We start from the raw sequence: 17,688 nt of genomic DNA, 5'->3' as shown, positions 1-17,688 counted from the left end.
GGGATGGCGGCCTTCGTTCGATCAGCGAATCAGGCGGTGACGCTTGCCTTCTCCAGGATCTCCCGCGCCAGCGCGGCGGTCTCGGACGGCGTCTTGCCGACCTTCACACCGGCGGCCTCGAGCGCATCCTTCTTCGCCTGGGCGGTACCGGCCGAACCGGACACGATGGCGCCCGCGTGGCCCATGGTCTTGCCCTCGGGAGCGGTGAAGCCCGCGACGTAGCCGACGACCGGCTTGGTGACATTGGCCTTGATGTAGGCCGCGGCCCGCTCCTCGGCGTCGCCGCCGATCTCACCGATCATCACGATCAGCTTGGTCTCGGGATCCTTCTCGAACGCCTCGATGGCGTCGATGTGGGTGGTGCCGATGACCGGGTCGCCGCCGATGCCGATGGCGGTGGAGAAGCCGAAGTCACGCAGCTCGTACATCATCTGGTAGGTCAGGGTGCCGGACTTCGACACCAGGCCGACCGGGCCCTTGCCGGTGATGTTGGCCGGGGTGATGCCGACCAGCGACTCGCCGGGGGTGATGATGCCGGGGCAGTTCGGGCCGATGATCCGGGTCTTGTTGCCCTTCTCCACGTTGTAGGCCCACGCGTACGCGGTGTCCTGCACCGGAATGCCCTCGGTGATGACCACGAGCAGCGGGATCTCCGCGTCGATGGCCTCGATGATGGCGTCCTTGGCGAACTTCGGCGGCACGAAGGCGATGGAGACGTCGGCGCCGGTCTCCTTGATCGCCTCGGTGACGCTGCCGAACACCGGCAGCTCGACCGCGTTGCCGTCCTTGTCGGTGTGCGCGACGGTGGTGCCCGCCTTGCGCGCGTTGACGCCGCCCACGACCTGGGTGCCGGCCTTGAGCATCAGCGCGGTGTGCTTGGTGCCCTCACCGCCGGTGATGCCCTGGACGATGACCTTGGAATCCTTGTTGAGGAAGATAGACATTTCCGGTTTCCTTACTTGGCCGCTGCCAGTTCGGCGGCCTTGTCGGCGCCTTCGTCCATTGTCTGCGCAAGTGTGATCAGCGGATGCGCGGCATCGACGAGAATCTTGCGACCCTCGTCCACCTTGTTACCGTCGAGACGGACGACCAGCGGCTTGTTCGCCTCGGCACCAAGGATTTCCAGCGCCTTCACGATGCCGTTGGCGACCGCGTCACAGGCGGTGATGCCACCGAAAACATTGACGAACACGCTCTTGACCTGGGCATCACCCAGGATGACATCGAGGCCGGCGGCCATCACCTCGGCCGAGGCGCCACCACCGATGTCGAGGAAGTTGGCGGGCTTGACGCCGTCGTGGTTCTCGCCCGCGTAGGCGACCACGTCGAGGGTGGACATGACCAGACCCGCACCGTTGCCGATGATGCCGACCTCACCGTCGAGCTTGACGTAGTTGAGGTCGTTCTCCTTGGCCTTGAGCTCCAGGGGATCGGTCGCGTCCTTGTCCGCGAAGGCCTCGTGGTCCGCGTGGCGGAATTCGGCGTTCTCGTCCAGGGTGACCTTGCCGTCGAGCGCGAGGATCTCGTTGTCGGGGGTGCGGACCAGCGGGTTGACCTCCACCAGGGTGGCGTCCTCGCCGATGAACACCTCCCAGAGCTTCTGGATGGTCACGGCCGCGGCGTCGAGCACGTCGGCGGGCAGGTGGCCCTGCTCGGCGATCGAGCGGGCGAACGCGAGGTCGACACCCTTGACGGCGTCGACGGGCACCTTGGCGAGGCGCTCGGGCTTGGTCGCGGCGACCTCTTCGATCTCCATACCGCCTTCGACCGAGCACATGGCCAGGTAGGTGCGGTTGGAGCGGTCCAGGAGGAAGGAGATGTAGTACTCCTCCGCGATGTCCTTGGCTTCGGCGACAAGGATCTTCTTGGTGATGTGGCCCTTGATATCCAGGCCGATGATGTTCTGCGCGTGCGTGAACGCGTCGTCCGGGGTGGCGGCGAACTTGACGCCACCCGCCTTGCCGCGGCCACCGGCCTTCACCTGGGCCTTGATCATCACCGGCTTGCCGATTTCCGCCGCGATGGCGCGGGCGTCCTCGGCCGTGTCCGTGACGCGGCCCTCGGACGAAGGCACTCCGTGCTTAACGAAGAGCTCCTTCGCCTGATATTCGAAGAGATCCATGTACTCACCGTCTCGTCTGCGTTGTGATGACAACGTCTTTGTTGGCGGCCCGACGTCGGAAGCGGGTCGGGTCGGACTTTAACCAGTCACATGGAGGGCCAAACGGCCACGTTCATCCTAAGTGGCGCAGGTCACGGGGTGCCGCCCAGGGCGGGAAAACGCCTGGCCAAGGCTACTCGCCAGTAGGTTGCTGATGGCGCGGCAGGTAGAGCCGCCGAACCGGTCGACCGAAGGCCTTCTACTACGGTTCGTCGTCGCTCAGCCTCACCCGCGTGCCCCGATCACAGTGAGATATTCCGGTGCGTTACCGTGATCAATCTCACATGTTTGGATTGATCGCACGTAGCGCTTGCGGACCCCGCAATCGTTTCGTTACCGTCATTGCGGTCGATGTCACAACACGGTCACGACTAGGAGGACGGCAAGCTTGACACAGCACAGCACTCCGCAGCCGGAGAGCCGTTCCTTAACGCCTCTGACCAGGCAGTTCGACACCGTGATCTCTCGCTCGATGATGTGGCACCACCGATGAACCATCGCTCGACCTTCGCAACCGAAAATCGCGCTCACTCCGGACATCGTTACCGGTCCGATGATGACGAGGGATTCGGTGGACATTCCAGTGCTGCGGTAGATCCCTTCGGGACTTCGTCGCGGCGTGCCGGTGGGCATCGATATGCAACCGGCGGACACGAGGACAGCTCGTTGAGTGCGAACGATTCTTGGGCACAATCCGATTCCGCTTGGGGGCAGTCGCAGGGCTCGTCGCCACAAGTTGATTCGTGGGGACAGTCGCAGGCTTGGCAGCAAGGTGATTCCTGGGCCGGTGGCGGTGCGTGGGCGTCCGAAGATTCTTGGACTCCCGAGGGCAACGAGACCTGGAACGCCGACTCCGAGGCGTCATGGACGCCGGAGGCGGACGGGTCCTGGGACGCCGACGAGTCCTGGGATGGCGACGGATCGTGGGATGGCAGCGACTCTTCCTGGGAGTCCGAGGATCCGGAAGGGCCGGCCAGGCCCACTGTGATCCCGGGCCGCCGCGCGAACCGTGGTAATGGTGGCGCGCATCGGATGCCCGCGCCCCCCGCCTCGCTCAAGGGCCGCGCCGCGGTCGTCGCCGTCGCCGCGGGTGCGGTGGTCGCCGCCGGACAGGCCGCCTTCGCCTCGCCCGAACAGCCTACGCAGGCTGTCGATTACGAGGCCGCCGGACAGATTCACGAAATCGCGGCGCAGTCGGTCAGCGTGGCCGATCCGAATACTTCGCCGGATTCGCCTCAGGTGCTCAATGTTTCGGCGCCGACCAATCTCGGCCAGTTCGGCGACATGCTGCAAAAGGGGCAGAAATTCGCCGACGATCTGGCGGCGCAGGAGGCCTCGAAACTCCGTCCGCTGTTCACCAAATTCGCGGCAGGCAATTTCACCTCCGGATTCGGCGCCCGCTGGGGAGTACAGCATCTCGGCGTCGATATCGCGGGCCCGATCGGCACACCGATCTACGCCGTCGCCGACGCCACCGTGATCGAAGCAGGCCCGGCATCCGGATTCGGTATGTGGGTGCGACTGCTGCACGATGACGGCACCGTCACCATCTACGGTCACATCGACACCGCGACGGTGTCGCAGGGTCAGCGCGTGCTGGCCGGTGATCAGATCGCCACCATCGGCAACCGTGGTTTCTCCACCGGCCCGCACTGCCATTTCGAGGTGTGGTTGAACGGTGTCGACAAGGTCGATCCGCTGCCGTGGTTGGCGACGCGCGGTATCAGCTTGGGCCCGCAGCGCGACTGATCTACTTTCCAAGCAAGGGACTTCCTTCGGAGTCGGTGCATCTCTGCGCGCTTGGAGCGGAATTCGAAGTGCAGCAAGAGGATTCATCGGACGACTGGTTGCGGTACCGCTATCGATTCGTTACCGTCGATGGACCCGTTCCCCTTCCGTAGTTGTGACCGGAGGATAGATATCTCCATGCGCGTTGCGAACACCCCTAGCGCCGTCCACGACACTCGAAGATCAGGAACTTTCGAACTTTCCTCGCATTCAGGACAATCCGGGCACACCAGTGGTGCGATGCGGTTACGGCGATGACGCGAGAGTGGTTATCGGGCTCCGATGAGCGAGGGGTGCCGGTTCAGCATTATCTAGATAATTCTCGGCAATCTTCAGGGCAGTCGAACGGCGTCGAATCCTGGCAGCTGAATGATCAATGGTCGCAAGCGGATTCACCGTTCAACAGTGGTATTCAGAGCTCCAGCGAGGGACGGAATTACGCCGCGTGGCAGGACCACGCGGGGCAGAGCTACGGCGGCGGCCAGTATCACGGTGGGCAGGGCTACAGCACAGGCGAGAATCAGGGCGCTGGCCAGATCAACGACGCTAACCACGATTACGCCGACATCCCGCTTTACAGCGCGGGCAACGGAAGCTGGCACGGGTTCCCGGCCGGCCGCGATGAAAGCCTGGACTGGAACGGCGCCGCTATCCAGGATTACAGCGACAGCCTGATCTACAGCGCGGGCAACGGCAGCTGGCACGAGCTCGGCCCCGGCCACGATCAGAATTTGACCTGGAACGGTGGCGCCAACCGGGATTACGGCGCAGGCCAGGATCACAACGCAAGTCCGGGCCACGCAGGCCAGGATCACGGCACCAGCCCGGACAACGGTATGGGCAACGGCGGCTGGCGCGAGCCCGGCGGCGACCACGATCAGGACTTGAACTGGATCGGCGACGGCGCAAGCCAGGAATACGACACAAGCCAGAGCGACGGCACAAGCCAACACCACAGCGCACGCCAACACCACAGCGCACGCCAGGATCACAGCGCACGCCAGGATCACAGCGCACGCCAGGATCACAGCGCACGCCTGGGCCACGGCACGAGCCTGGGCGACGCAGGCCCGGATTACGGCAACAGCCTGGACCACGGCATGGGTAATCGCTGGCGCCAGGTCCACGGCGACCGCGATAAGAGCCTGGACTGGATCGGCCACGCTATCCAGCACCACGGCGAAGGCACAGGCGGGAGTCAGGAGACAAGCCTGAGTGCCGGCGTGCGCCAAGAACACGATGCACGCCAGTACTACGACGCAAACCACGATTACGACGACAGTCTGCTTTACCGTGCGGGCAATGCCGACTGGCGCGGATTCGATGGCGGCCTCGATGAGGGCGTGGACTGGGATGGGATCGCGCTCCGGGATCGCGATGTCGCTCGGCGCGACGACGCTTGGCGGAATCGCGGTGGGGTTCGGGGTGGTAGCGATTTCGGGGGCGGCGCTCGGGATGTCGAGGGGCGGGCGGGGGCGAGTGCCCCTGCCGATTCGGCCGGGCAGCGGAAGCGGCGGGGTGGTGCGCATCGGGTGCCTGCGCCGCCGCGGGCGTTGAAGGGGCGGGCTGCGGTTATTGCGGTGGCGGCGGGGGCGATTGTTGCTGCGGGGCAGAATTTGGCTGCGGGTAGTGAGAAGTCGCCGCAGACAGCCGAATTGCAGGCTGTCGGGCAGCAGCAGGCGCTGGAGCCGGTGAGTGGTGAGCTGCCGACGACACCGGAGTTGCTCGACACGGCCACACCGACGAGCCTCGGGCAGTTCTCCGATGTGCTGGAGAACGGCGATAAGTTCGCGCAGGACTTGGAGGCGCAGGTGGAGGCGACGCTGCGGCCACTGTTCATGAAATTCGCCTCGGGCTCCTTCACCTCCGGATACGGCGAGCGCTGGGGTGTGCTGCATCCCGGTGTCGACATCGCCGCCCCCATCGGCACACCGATCTATGCGGTCGAGGACGGCACTGTCATCGACGCCGGTCCGGCAGCGGGTTTCGGCATGTGGGTACGGATGCGCGGCGACGATGGCACCGTCACGGTGTACGGCCACATCAACACCGCGCTGGTCTCGGTAGGCCAGCACGTCCTCGCGGGCGACGAGATCGCCACCGTCGGCAACCGTGGCGAATCCACCGGCCCGCACTGCCACTTCGAGGTCTGGCTCAACGGCACCGACCGCATCGACCCGCTCCCCTGGCTCGCCACCCGCGGCATCAGCCTCGGCCAGGAACGCGACTGACCCCTCACTGATGGCCCCGAGCCCTCAGCCGGGGCTACGGCGCGGCAGCGATTGCCAGTCCGATCAAACCCACGACCTTGACGACCTCCAACCCCACATACCAATAGTGAGCGTGAGAGCGCGGCACCTCCGCGCCCGCGAGCACGCGGTCCGAGCGGCGGGTCAGCGGTGGCCGGACCGCGAGGAGTTGGATCGCGAGGATCGCGGCGGCGATGCCGAGCCAGATCCGAACGGCACCGCTGGGTGCGACGACCAGGGTCGCCACGACCAACAGGGCGGCGAGGACGGTCTCCACGATATTCAGCGCCCGGAATACCAGCCGTCCGATGCCGAGGCCGAGTGGCACGGTGATGCCCGGCGCCCGGAACTTCAGCGGCGCTTCCAGGAACGAGATGGCCAGCACCATGCCGAGCCACAGCATCGGAAGCAGCCACAGCAGGTATTGCGCGACGGTTTCCATGTCGCGCACGCTACCGACAGCATCGTCGATAGATCAGGGTCCAAGGCCCCTATCAGAGCTTGACCAGGGTGCGGCTGTATTGCGGGATGAGGCGGATCTTGCCTGCGGTGCCGAAGTCGATGGTGACGGTCGCCAGGGGCCCGAAGCCCTCTGCGGCTACCACGCGGCCGAGGCCGTACTTGTCATCGCTGACTCGATCGCCCACCGCCAGTACGAGATTGGCATTGTTGCGGCTTGCGCCACCGGGTGCGGGGCGGCGTGGGGCGCGGTCGCTGACACCCGGGCGCTGCTGGTTCCAGCCGTCGCGGGTCCAGTCGTGTTCCAGGCCGTCGTCGTCACCGCGGCGGCGGATGCCGCGGGTGAGCGGGGAACCCTTCGGCTCCAACCGCTTCCAGTCGACGAGGTGGGCCGGTATCTCTTGCAGGAATCGGGATTCCGGATTCGAGACCGGCTGCCCCCAGCCGGAGCGCACCACCGCGCGAGTGACGTAGAGCCGCTGCCGCGCCCGGGTGATGCCGACGTAGGCGAGGCGGCGTTCCTCGGCCAGTTCGGTCGGATCGCCGAGTGCGCGCATATGCGGGAACTGCCCGTCCTCCCAGCCGGTCACGAAGACCACCGGGAATTCCAGGCCCTTGGCGGTGTGCAGCGTCATCATGGTGACCACGCCGGTGCCCTCCTCGGGCAGCTGATCGCTATCGGCCACCAGTGAGACGCGTTCCAGGAAGGCGGCGAGCGAGCCCGGATCGGGTTCGCCCTCGGCCACCTCCGGCACCAGTCCCTCTTCCCGGGCGGCCTCGGCATTGTTGTATGCCTCGGAGCTGAATTCCCGCGCGACGCTCACCAATTCGTTGAGGTTGTCGAGCCGCGCACCGTCCTGGGGATCGTCGGAGCCCTCCAACTCGGCCCGGTAGCCGGTGCGATCGAGTACCGCCTCGACCATATTGCCGAGGTCGGGGAAGTCCTGATCCGCCTGCGCACCGGCCGCCCGCACCTCTTCGAGCAGGTCGAGGAATCCGGCGATCGCGCGCTGCGCCCGCGTATTCAGCAGCGCCACCTTGCCATCGGCCGCATCGCGCAGTGCCTCGGCGAAACCGATGCCGCGCTGTTCGGCATGCACCGCCACGCAGGCCTCGGCCCGGTCGCCGATGCCGCGGCGCGGGGTGTTGAGGATGCGGCGCAGGCTCACCGTGTCCTCCGGATTGTCGAGCACGCGCAGATACGCGACGATATCGCGCACCTCCTTGCGCTCGTAGAAGCGCACGCCGCCGACCACCTTGTAGGGCAGTCCCATGCGAATGAAGATTTCTTCCAGCGCGCGGGAGTTGTTGTTGGTGCGGTAGAACACCGCGACATCGCTGTAGTTGGCATCGCCCGCGTCCACCAGCCGGTCGATCTCGCGCGCCACGAACGAGGCCTCGTCGTGCTCGTTGTCGGCGACGTAACCGGTGATCAGATCGCCCTCACCGGAATCGGTCCACAGCCGCTTGTCCCGGCGCTTCTCATTGCGCGATATCACCGCGTTCGCGGCGGACAGAATGTTCTGGGTGGAGCGGTAGTTCTGTTCCAGCAGAATGGTTTCCGCATCCGGGAAGTCGCGTTCGAATTCCTCGATATTGCGGATCGTCGCGCCGCGGAAGGCGTAGATGGACTGGTCCGCGTCACCGACGACGCACAGTTCGCTCGGCTCGACCGCGTCTTCGGCCTGCTCTTGCGCGTGATGCCCGACCAGCTCGCGGACCAGGATGTACTGGGCGTGGTTGGTGTCCTGGTACTCGTCGACCAGCACATGCCGGAACCGGCGACGGTAGTACTCGGCGACCTGCGGATGGTTCTGCAGCAGCGCCACCGTTTCGCCGATCAGATCGTCGAAGTCGACTGCGTTCGCCGAACGCAGCCGGCGCTGATATTCGGTGTACACGCGGGCGACGAGTCCGGGCAGTTCGGTTTCGTCGGTTTCGGCATCGGCGGTGGCCTGCTCGGGCCCGATGAGCTCGTTCTTCAAATTCGAGATGGCGGTGGCGAGCAACCGCGCCGAATATTTCTTGACATCGATATCGAAGTCGCGGCTGATCATGGTGAGCAACCGCCGGGAATCGTCGGCGTCGTAGATGGAGAAATTGGAATTCAGGCCGGGCAGCAGCGCGGCCTGCATGCGCAGGATGCGGACGCAGCTGGAGTGGAAGGTCGAGACCCACATGTTGTTCGCACGCGGTCCGACCAGCCCGCTCACTCGCTCGCGCATTTCGGCGGCGGCCTTATTGGTGAAGGTGATGGCCAGGACCTGACCAGGGGTTACGCCCCGAGCGGCCAGCAAGTAGGCGATGCGCCGGGTGAGCACGGCGGTCTTGCCCGAACCCGCGCCCGCGACGATCAGCAGCGGCGCACCGGTGTGTACGACCGCGGCGCGCTGCTGCGGGTTGAGCCCGTCGAGCAGCCGCTCGGCCTCCTCCGCGCGACGTTGCTCGCGTTCGGCGCGGCGCTTTTCTTGTTCGACACGGTGCTTGTCATCCACGACACGCCGCGACGCATCATCGGCGGCCGGATGCGGGACCCCTGCCGCGGGGGGCACGGCAGACTCGCCCATCTCCTCGGTGCGAGCAGCCTCGACCTGCGGTTTCTGGGCTGAATCCTGGTGCCGAGTCCGCCCGGCCTGCGTCTTGGGAGCCACCGTGATGTCCATCGCCCATCCACGCTACCGGCGGGCACCGACAGAGATGAAGTCCCGGTCGACATCGGTGTCCATTCAACGAGCCGATCGTTTCGAGCGACCTGCAAGCAGTCGCTACGGGGAGGTGAACCGCCCGGGCTCGACACGGGCGTCGCAACATGCAAGCCTTACTCGGGAGATTCACAAAATGAGGTGTTTTGCATTGCTTCGGCCCCGTGGCAGACTGGCCCATATGACCTGCGCGACCCCCGCGAAGTATCCGATTCGGCTGACGGCCGGATATCGTGATCGCGGGCTTTGTACCTGAGCGCGCTGCCTGGGGGGAGGATTGCAAGACCTACCAGGTTTGTTTTACACGGTGAAAGAACCGATCGGTAACGAGCTCGGCTCACCGGCCGATCCATGTTCTGACACGAGGAGATGAATGATGAGCACCCCCGCCACGACCGGGTCCGATTCGGCTCTGCCCCACACCGAGGCCGAGATCGACAAGCTCCGCAAGGAGATCGACCAGCTCGACGCGGAAATTCTGGCCGCCGTCAAACGCCGCACCGAGATCTCCCGGATCATCGGTCGTACGCGCATGGCCTCCGGCGGCCCCCGCCTCGTACACAGTCGTGAGATGAAGGTGCTCGAGCGCTTCAGCGAACTCGGCCAAGAGGGCCACACCCTCGCCATGCTGCTGCTGCGCCTCGGTCGCGGCCGACTCGGCCACTGACCGTCTCCGGCCGCCACTAGCGGCACAATCGAACCACGCGGCGTTCGCGAGATCGCCGCCTTCCACAAGGCCGCCCCGGGTGTATTTCACCCCGGGGCGGTCGTTTCATGTCTGCGGGTCAGGTCAGGGCGATGTACTTGGTGGACAAGTACTCCTCGATACCCTCGATACCGCCTTCGCGGCCGAAGCCGGAGGCCTTGACACCACCGAAAGGTGCTGCGGGATCGGAAATTACGCCGCGGTTGATGCCGACCATGCCGGATTCGATGCCCTCGGCGATGCGCAGGGCGCGGTCGAGATCGCGGGTGTAGACGTAACTCACCAGGCCGAATTCGGTGTTGTTGGCGGCGGCGAGACCCTCCTCCTCGGTGTCGAAGCCGACGATGGGGGCGACGGGGCCGAAGACCTCCTCGCGCAGGATCCGAGCATTCGCGGGGACCTCGCTGAGGATGGTCGCGGGATAGAACCAGCCTGGGCCGCCGGGCGCCTTGCCGCCGAGGCGGACCTGCGCGCCGACCGCCACCGCGTCATCGACCAGTTCGCTGACGGTATCGAGCTGCTCCTCGTTGATCAGCGGGCCGAGCGTGGTGTTCGGATCGGTGCCGGGTCCGAGGGTGACCGTATTCGACATCGCCTCGACGAGTTTGGCGGTGAACTCCTCCAGCACACCGTTCTGCACGTGGAAGCGGTTGGCCGCGGTGCACGCCTCGCCGCCATTGCGCAGTTTGGCCAGCATCGCGCCCTGTACGGCGGCGTCGATATCGGCATCGTCGAAGACCACGAACGGTGCGTTGCCGCCGAGTTCCATCGAGGTGCGCAGCAGTCCGTTCGCCGACTTCTCCACCAGCTTCTTGCCGACCTCGGTGGATCCGGTGAAGGTGAGCTTGCGCAGGCGCGGATCGTCGAGCAGCGGTTGGGTAACGGCGCCGGAACGGCTGGAGGTGATCACCGAGAGCACCCCGTCCGGCAGCCCCGCCTCACCGCACAGCTTGGCCAGCGCCAACATCGTCAGCGGTGTGGCCGATGCGGGCTTGACGATCATCGTGCAGCCCGCGGCCAGTGCGGGTCCGATCTTGCGGGTACCCATGGCGAGCGGGAAGTTCCACGGCGTGATGGCCAGACACGGCCCGACCGGCTGTTTGTGCACCATGATCCGCCCGGTGCCAGAGGGCGCGTGCAAGTAGCGCCCGTGTACCCGCACAGCTTCCTCGCTGAACCAGCGGAAGAATTCGGCGCCGTAGCGCACCTCGTTGCGGCTTTCCGGCAGCGCTTTGCCCATCTCCAGCGTCATCAGCAGTGCGAATTCCTCGGCGCGCGCGGTCAGCTGGTCGAAAACCCGGCGCAGGATCTCGCCGCGCTCCCGCGACGGTGTCGCCGCCCATTCGGACTGCACCGCGACGGCCGCGTCGAGCGCACGCACGGCATCTTCCGGCGTGGCGTCGGCGACTTCGGCCAGCACCTGCCCGTCGGCCGGATTGTGCACCGGGAAGGTGCCGCCCCCGGTGGCGTCGACGGGACCGCCGATCCACAGCTGCGTCGGCACGGATTGGAGTACTTCGCGTTCGGACACCATGTACCCCAGCCTAAGCCGCGCGCTCGCGCATCACGCTCGACTCATCGATCCGAAATTCACCGACCCATTCGAGCGGGTCGCACCCCCGTCCGAGCGACACGCGAATGATCGCCACGGGGTAGCCGTCAGGACAACATCGGCGAAAGTATGCGGTCCTTGCCTGCGCGCCCGACCGAGTGCTTGTAACCTCGCGGACGTGAGCAGCGACATCACCGCATCGGCGGCCTGGCGGAAACTGCACGAGCACCATGCCGCCGTCGCCGGACGACACCTGCGTGAATTCTTCGCCGAGGATCCCGACCGCGGCCGCGAGCTGATCGTCCAGGTCGGGGACCTGCACATCGACTTCAGCAAGCACCGCGTCACCCGGGAAACCCTGCATCTGCTGGTCGAATTGGCGGATGAGGCCGGGGTGGCCGAACGGCGCGACGCGATGTATCGCGGCGACCACATCAACACCTCGGAGGACCGCGCGGTCGAACATATCGCGCTGCGCCTGCCCGAGGGCGAGTCAATCATCGTGGACGGCGTGGATGCGGGCGCCGAGGTGCACGAGGTGCTGCGACGGATGGGTGAATTCACCGACGCGGTGCGCTCCGGTGCATGGCGCGGCGCGACCGGCGAGCGCATCAAGACCGTGGTGAATATCGGCATCGGCGGTTCGGATCTCGGCCCGGATATGGTGCACCGCGCGCTGCGGCACTATGCCGATGCCGGGATCGGCGCCCGATTCGTCTCGAATGTCGACCCGGCCGATCTGCTCGCGAAGCTCGACGGACTCGATCCGGCAGGCACGCTGTTCATCGTTGCCTCCAAGACGTTTTCGACGCTGGAGACGCTGACCAATGCCACTGCCGCCCGGCGCTGGCTGGTCGCCGCGCTCGGCGAGGACGCCGTCGCCAAGCATTTCGTGGCCGTCTCGACGAATGCCGAGCGGGTCGCCGAATTCGGCATCGACACCGCGAATATGTTCGGTTTCTGGGATTGGGTCGGCGGTCGCTATTCGGTGGATTCGGCGATCGGGCTTTCGGTGATGGCGACCATCGGCAAGGAGCGCTTCGCCGAATTCCTGGCCGGAATGCACGCCGTCGACCGGCATTTCGCGACCGAGCCGCTGGACCGCAACGCTCCGGTACTGCTCGGCCTGCTCGGCATCTGGTACTCGAACTTCTTCGGCGCGGAATCGCGTGCGGTGCTGCCCTATTCGAACGATCTGTCGCGCTTTCCGGCCTATCTGCAGCAGCTGACCATGGAGTCCAACGGCAAATCGGTCCGCGCCGACGGCACCCCGGTGACCACCTCGACCGGCGAAATCTTCTGGGGCGAACCGGGAACCAACGGCCAGCACGCCTTCTACCAGTTGCTGCACCAGGGCACCCGGCTGATTCCGGCCGATTTCATCGGATTCGCCCAGCCCACCGCTGATCTGCCCACTATCGACGGCACCGGCAGCATGCACGACATCCTGATGAGCAACCTGTTCGCGCAGACCAAGGTGCTCGCCTTCGGCAAGACTGCCGAGGAGATCGCGGCCGAGGGCACCGATCCGAAAGTGGTGCCGCACAAGGTGATGCCGGGCAATCGGCCGAGCACGACAATCCTCGCGCCGCAACTCACCCCCTCGGTGATCGGCCAGTTGATCGCGCTCTACGAGCATCAGGTATTCGTCGAGGGCACCATCTGGGGCATCGACAGCTTCGACCAGTGGGGCGTGGAACTCGGCAAGCAGCAGGCGCTCGCGCTGGCCCCCTTGCTGACGTCTCCGGAAGAGCCACAGTCGCAAGGGGACTCGTCCACCGACGCCCTGATCGGCTGGTACCGCGACAACCGCTGAGCCTCAGCCCAGCGCTTGCGCCGTCTTGATCAGGGCGGCGACGACATCCGGGAAGTCGGCGGTGATCTCCGGACCGATTTCGGGGCCGACGGTATCGGCGGCGTCGCCGATGATCTCGGTCCGGTAGACGACGCGGGTCCACCCCTCGCCCACCGGCTCCAAGCGGTGCTCGGTGACGACAGTGAAATCGCCGCCGTCCATTTCATCGGTGAACAGTTCGCCGGGTTCGATCTCCACCAGGCGCATCCGCACGGTATCGCCGCCGGGGAGCGTCATGGTGAACGAAGTGCCGATCTCGAACGGGCCGTCGATTTCGATCTCGTCGAGCCCCTCGTTCCATTCGGGCCAGGACTCCACATCCGACCAGCACCGCCACAGCGCCTCCGGTGCGACCGCAGTCTCCGCGCTGTATTCGTACTCCCACATCCCGCTTGCTCCCGGCTGCCTCGACACGATTTGTCGAGCGAGATCATGTCACCTCCAGCGTGATTCGGCGACGCGGCGCACATCACCCCTCGGCGGCGTAGTAGCGGCCGCCGCGCTGACGCAGGACGAGGTCGGCTCCGTGCCTGGTATCGGCGATCAGATCGGCATTGGGGAGATCGCTGTCGTACACCTTGATTTTCGCGGCGTCGCGGGTGCGGCCGCCGCGAATGTGGCGACGCAGCAGGCGTTGTTCGAGCACCTCACGGGCCACGTCCAGGTACCAGACCTCATCGAGGAATTCGCGCGCGCCCGACCAGGCGCCGTCGGACAGCAGCAGGTAGTTGCCCTCGGTGATGGCGATCTCCTGCCGATCGAAGACGACACCGGCCGGGGTCGGTTCCTCGATGGCCCGGTCGAAGGTGGGCCACGGCACCGGCTCGCCGAGCGGGGTATCGCGTAGGCGACGCAGGGTTTCCACGAAGGACACCACGTCGAAGGTGTGCGGTTCGCCCTTGCGCTCCAGATTCGCCGTCGCGCGCAGTACCGCATTGGGCAGGTGGAAACCGTCCATCGGCGCGATCTCGGCGATCCGGGCACCGGATCGGTTGTTCAGATCGTCACGAATGGCCTTGGAGAGCGTGGATTTACCCGCACCCGGCGGACCGGCGATGCCGAGCACGTACCGTCGGGCGCACCCCGCCGCCCGGATCCGCAGGTGCTCGACCAGCGAGCGCAACGGCATTTCGACGGAAGTCCGTGTCATCGAAATCACAGTACTCAGCATGAGTCGGTCCGCTGCGAATTTGGGCGTGTGGCTATACAAGTCGGCTATCGCAGTCGCTGGCGGACTTCGGTGGCGAGGTCGGCGGCGACGTCGCGCAGTGCCTCGATGAAGATCTGTCTCGGGGTGTCGCCGCTTCGATAGACGACGCACGTCGCGCGAACCGCTGCGGGATGGTCGATGCGGACCAGTGCGACACCCGGCGGCAGGACCGGCACCGCGATTCCGGGTACCACGGTGCTGCCCATACCCGCCGCGACCAGCCCGAGCTTGGCGAACCAGTCGCGGGCGACGAAAGCGATCTCCGGTTCCCAGGTGGCGTCGCGCCATGCGCCGAGCAGGGTGCTGCTCACCTCGGTGCTGCCCGCGATCCAGCGTTCCCTACGCAGTTGCGCGGGCGTGACGCTGGCATGGCCCGCGAGCGCATGGTCCGGTGGGACCGCGATGAACAGCGGGTCGTCCAGGAGTGGCTCGATCTCGGTATCCGCGGGCAGATTCCGCGTCTCGGTCACCACTGCCAGATCCAGCCGACCGCGCGCGACAGCGGATACCAATCGCGGACTGGTTCCTTCGCGTAGCGGTACTCGCGCGAGTCGGGATGCGGTGGCGGCAATGGCCCTTGGCACCAGTGCGGCCATGGCGGTCGAGAATGCCCCGACGCGGAGCGTGGCGGGCGGACGCGCGGTGAGTTCGTCGAGTTCTTGCCGCGCGGAACCGAGTCCACCGAGCACCGTTTCGGCATGCCGCAGCACGATCCGTCCCGCCTCGGTGGTCTGTACGCCGCGCGCGTGGCGCTCGAACAATGCCCGGCCCGCCGCCTGCTCCATCAGGGCGATCTGCCGGGACACCGCCGACTGCGTGTAGCCCAGATTCTCCGCGGCCGTCGAGAACGAGCCGCTCCGTGCGGCCTCCCGGACCACCCGCAATCCGATGATCGTGAACTCACCCATGCTTTTTACTCATATCAAATATGCGAGACTCTCGCTTGTCGCATATCTCGTCGGTACCTAGCGTCGAATGCATGAGTGCAGCAGCGAACAAAAAACTGATCGAGGACATCTTCGAGCAGATGTCCCAGGGCAATACCCGAGCGATGGGCGAGGCCATGGCCGAGGACTTCCGCTGGATCTTCCCGGGGAACTGGTCGTGGTCGCGCACCTGGGAACCGAAAACGGTTGTGCTGAACGAACTTCTGCGGCCGCTGATGACCCAGTTCGCCGAGTATCGCAGCGCGGCCGACTTCGTGATAGCCGAAGACGACCGCGTCGTCGCCCAGGTCCGCGGCCACGGCACAACCACTGGCGGCAAGCCTTACGAGCAGACCTACTGTTTCATTTTCCGGATCGCGGATGGTCGGCTCACGGAGGTCATCGAGCATTGCGATACGGCGCTGGTCGAGCGGGTGCTCCAGCGCCTCGGCTAGTTCGGGCGGGTGCCCCGATAGAAGGTGACGCGGCCCAGACGACGGTGACGTTGGGAGGCGACCACTGTGCAGTCGAAGCCCACAGTGCGCAGGAGTTGGGGGATGCCGTCGCCGAGGTTGTCGTGGGCATGGTGGTTGTGCAGCAGCAGCCGAGCCATCAGGCCGTCGTCCGGGGTCACCTCGCCGCCGATATCGAGGATGTGCAGGCTGCCGCCGGGGCGCAGGACGCGCAGCGCCTCGGCCAGTGCGGCGGTTTTGATGTCGGTCTCGAGGTGGTGCAGCATCATCGATGACAGCACCCGGTCGAATTCCTTGTCCGGATAGGGCAGTTCCTGAGCGTAGGCGCGCTCGAAGCGGATTCCGTTCAGGCCGTTCGCCTTTCGCTCGGCGCGGGCGAGTGCGAGCGGGTCGGGATCGGAACCGATCACCTCCGCCGCAGGTTGGGTTCGTTTCGCCCGCAGAGTGAGATTGCCTGTGCCACAACCGATTTCCAGTACGTGATGACCAGGTTCGAGTTCGGCCCGCGCGACGAGAGTTTCGTGGAGTTTGTACATGCCGAGCAGGCGGGTGAGCAGATCGTAGGTGGGCAGCAGTGCGTCGCGACCCGCTGCGGGCAGGTAGTCGTGCTGGTTGCCCATGGCTTTGAGTACTGAATGTGGATGATCTTTGGTCATGATTCTCATGGTGCTCGCAGATCCAGCTTGATAATTGGGTGATTATCGGCCGAATATGGACTATTTTCGGTCTCATGATCGAGGCTACCCGGGTGGTGCGGCACCGCCGTGGTGTTCCGGTGTACGACTATCGGAGTGATCAGGTCACGCCGCCGGTGTCGCTGCTGCGCTTCGATCGTCATGCCGAGCTCGGCCACCGCCCGCATATTCACAACTTTCCGGTATTGCTCTACGTCCGGTCCGCCGGTGTGGTGTACGTCGTCGCGGCAGGTCAGGTGATCGCGGCGGCCCCGCCGCATGAGTTCGAAGGCGCGGTCGGGGTGTTCTTCGATCCCGCGGCGCTCGGCGATGCCGGACGTGCGCCTTGGCCCGCGTGGCGAGCGCATCCGCTGTTGTTCCCGTTCCTGCACGAGCATTCGGGTGGAGTGCTGGAGTTGACGGTCCCGGTGGAGCGAAGACCATTGTGGGACAGTGCGATTGCCGCCATCGATGCCGAGCTGGCACAGCGGCAGGAGGGGTACCGGCAGGCGGCGTCGGCACATCTGACACTGCTGCTGATCGATCTCGCGCGGTTGGCCGCCGATGTGGTGGGTGATTTGCGGCGCAGCGGCGAACCACTGCTCGCCGAGGTGTTCGATGTGATCGACCAGCGGCACACCGCGCCACTGTCACTGCGCGATGTGGCGGATGCGGTCGGCATGACGCCGGGACATCTGACCACCGTGGTGCGCCGCCGCACCGGACGCACGGTGCAGGCGTGGATCACCGAGCGGCGGATGACCGAGGCGCGCCGGTTGCTGGCCGAGACGGATCTGCCGGTCGGCGAGATCGCCCGGCGGGTCGGGATCCCGGACGCGGGCTACTTCACCCGGTTGTTCCGGCGCAACAACGATCTTTCACCTCGGCAATGGCGCACCCAGCCTGCTTCCCTCGCGCGCTGACGCGAGTGGC

15 protein-coding genes are annotated in these 17,688 nt (G+C 65.8%); 6 read left to right on the top strand and 9 right to left on the bottom strand.

All coding sequences use genetic code 11. The annotated features are described in order from the left end of the window. Positions 1–29: 29 nt before the first annotated feature. Positions 30–944, bottom strand: coding sequence for a succinate--CoA ligase subunit alpha (gene sucD, locus ACZ60G_RS34720; RefSeq protein WP_465815545.1), 915 nt, complete (start codon positions 942–944; stop codon positions 30–32). An 11-nt stretch (positions 945–955) separates the two neighbouring features. After that, positions 956–2,122, bottom strand: a complete 1,167-nt coding sequence (sucC, locus tag ACZ60G_RS34715) for an ADP-forming succinate--CoA ligase subunit beta (RefSeq protein ID WP_465815544.1) — start codon at positions 2,120–2,122, stop codon at positions 956–958. Positions 2,123–2,827: 705 nt separating this feature from the next. Between sucC and ACZ60G_RS34710 the strand changes: the two genes are divergently transcribed. Both ACZ60G_RS34710 and ACZ60G_RS34705 read left to right on the top strand, forming a co-directional pair. Then, entirely contained in the window at positions 2,828–3,910 is a 1,083-nt protein-coding gene (locus ACZ60G_RS34710) for a M23 family metallopeptidase (RefSeq protein WP_465815542.1), read from the top strand. Between the two features lie 332 nt (positions 3,911–4,242). Further along, on the top strand, positions 4,243–6,180 hold the full coding sequence (locus ACZ60G_RS34705; protein WP_465815540.1) for a M23 family metallopeptidase: 1,938 nt from the start codon (positions 4,243–4,245) through the stop codon (positions 6,178–6,180). A 34-nt stretch (positions 6,181–6,214) separates the two neighbouring features. Here the strand turns inward: ACZ60G_RS34705 and ACZ60G_RS34700 are convergent, their stop codons facing one another. Both ACZ60G_RS34700 and pcrA read right to left on the bottom strand, forming a co-directional pair. Beyond that, positions 6,215–6,640 (bottom strand): hypothetical protein, encoded by a 426-nt coding sequence (locus tag ACZ60G_RS34700; protein ID WP_465815538.1) that lies wholly within the window; start codon positions 6,638–6,640, stop codon positions 6,215–6,217. Positions 6,641–6,692: 52 nt separating this feature from the next. Next, positions 6,693–9,320, bottom strand: coding sequence for a DNA helicase PcrA (gene pcrA, locus ACZ60G_RS34695; protein WP_465815536.1), 2,628 nt, complete (start codon positions 9,318–9,320; stop codon positions 6,693–6,695). A gap of 415 nt (positions 9,321–9,735) precedes the next feature. Here pcrA and ACZ60G_RS34690 point away from each other — a divergent pair, with 415 nt between their 5' ends. Then, the gene (locus tag ACZ60G_RS34690) at positions 9,736–10,026 is read left to right on the top strand and encodes a chorismate mutase (RefSeq protein ID WP_397056570.1); all 291 of its coding nucleotides are present in this window, start codon (positions 9,736–9,738) and stop codon (positions 10,024–10,026) included. Positions 10,027–10,144: 118 nt separating this feature from the next. Here ACZ60G_RS34690 and ACZ60G_RS34685 read toward each other — a convergent pair whose 3' ends face one another. Further along, the gene (locus ACZ60G_RS34685) at positions 10,145–11,599 is read right to left on the bottom strand and encodes an NAD-dependent succinate-semialdehyde dehydrogenase (protein WP_465815535.1); all 1,455 of its coding nucleotides are present in this window, start codon (positions 11,597–11,599) and stop codon (positions 10,145–10,147) included. 196 nt (positions 11,600–11,795) lie between these two features. Here ACZ60G_RS34685 and pgi point away from each other — a divergent pair, with 196 nt between their 5' ends. Continuing rightward, positions 11,796–13,433: a glucose-6-phosphate isomerase gene (pgi, locus tag ACZ60G_RS34680; protein ID WP_465815533.1), complete on the top strand. Its 1,638-nt coding sequence runs from the start codon at positions 11,796–11,798 to the stop codon at positions 13,431–13,433. A 3-nt stretch (positions 13,434–13,436) separates the two neighbouring features. Here the strand turns inward: pgi and ACZ60G_RS34675 are convergent, their stop codons facing one another. The 3 genes from ACZ60G_RS34675 to ACZ60G_RS34665 form a co-directional block, all read right to left on the bottom strand. Further along, positions 13,437–13,859 carry an SRPBCC family protein gene (locus ACZ60G_RS34675; protein WP_465815531.1) on the bottom strand — a complete coding sequence of 141 codons (423 nt, stop codon included), beginning with the start codon at positions 13,857–13,859 and terminating at the stop codon, positions 13,437–13,439. 82 nt (positions 13,860–13,941) lie between these two features. Next, complete coding sequence (locus ACZ60G_RS34670; RefSeq protein WP_465815529.1) at positions 13,942–14,622, bottom strand: nucleoside/nucleotide kinase family protein; 681 nt, start codon at positions 14,620–14,622, stop codon at positions 13,942–13,944. A gap of 65 nt (positions 14,623–14,687) precedes the next feature. Further along, a complete protein-coding gene (locus ACZ60G_RS34665) occupies positions 14,688–15,590 on the bottom strand; it encodes a LysR family transcriptional regulator (RefSeq protein WP_465815527.1) in 903 nt (300 codons plus the stop codon). Positions 15,591–15,661: 71 nt separating this feature from the next. Between ACZ60G_RS34665 and ACZ60G_RS34660 the strand changes: the two genes are divergently transcribed. Continuing rightward, positions 15,662–16,063, top strand: coding sequence for a nuclear transport factor 2 family protein (locus tag ACZ60G_RS34660; RefSeq protein ID WP_465815525.1), 402 nt, complete (start codon positions 15,662–15,664; stop codon positions 16,061–16,063). Here the strand turns inward: ACZ60G_RS34660 and ACZ60G_RS34655 are convergent. Beyond that, positions 16,060–16,737, bottom strand: a complete 678-nt coding sequence (locus tag ACZ60G_RS34655) for a class I SAM-dependent methyltransferase (RefSeq protein WP_465815523.1) — start codon at positions 16,735–16,737, stop codon at positions 16,060–16,062. The genes ACZ60G_RS34660 and ACZ60G_RS34655 overlap by 4 nt on opposite strands. A gap of 74 nt (positions 16,738–16,811) precedes the next feature. On the opposite strand from ACZ60G_RS34655, the gene ACZ60G_RS34650 reads away from it, so the two are divergent. Further along, entirely contained in the window at positions 16,812–17,678 is an 867-nt protein-coding gene (locus ACZ60G_RS34650; RefSeq protein ID WP_465815521.1) for a helix-turn-helix transcriptional regulator, read from the top strand. Positions 17,679–17,688: the final 10 nt, after the last annotated feature.

This window comes from Nocardia sp. NPDC102475 (assembly GCF_055584605.1).
Note: the sequence above shows the minus strand (reverse complement) of the source record. Positions and strands in the feature narration are given on the sequence as shown.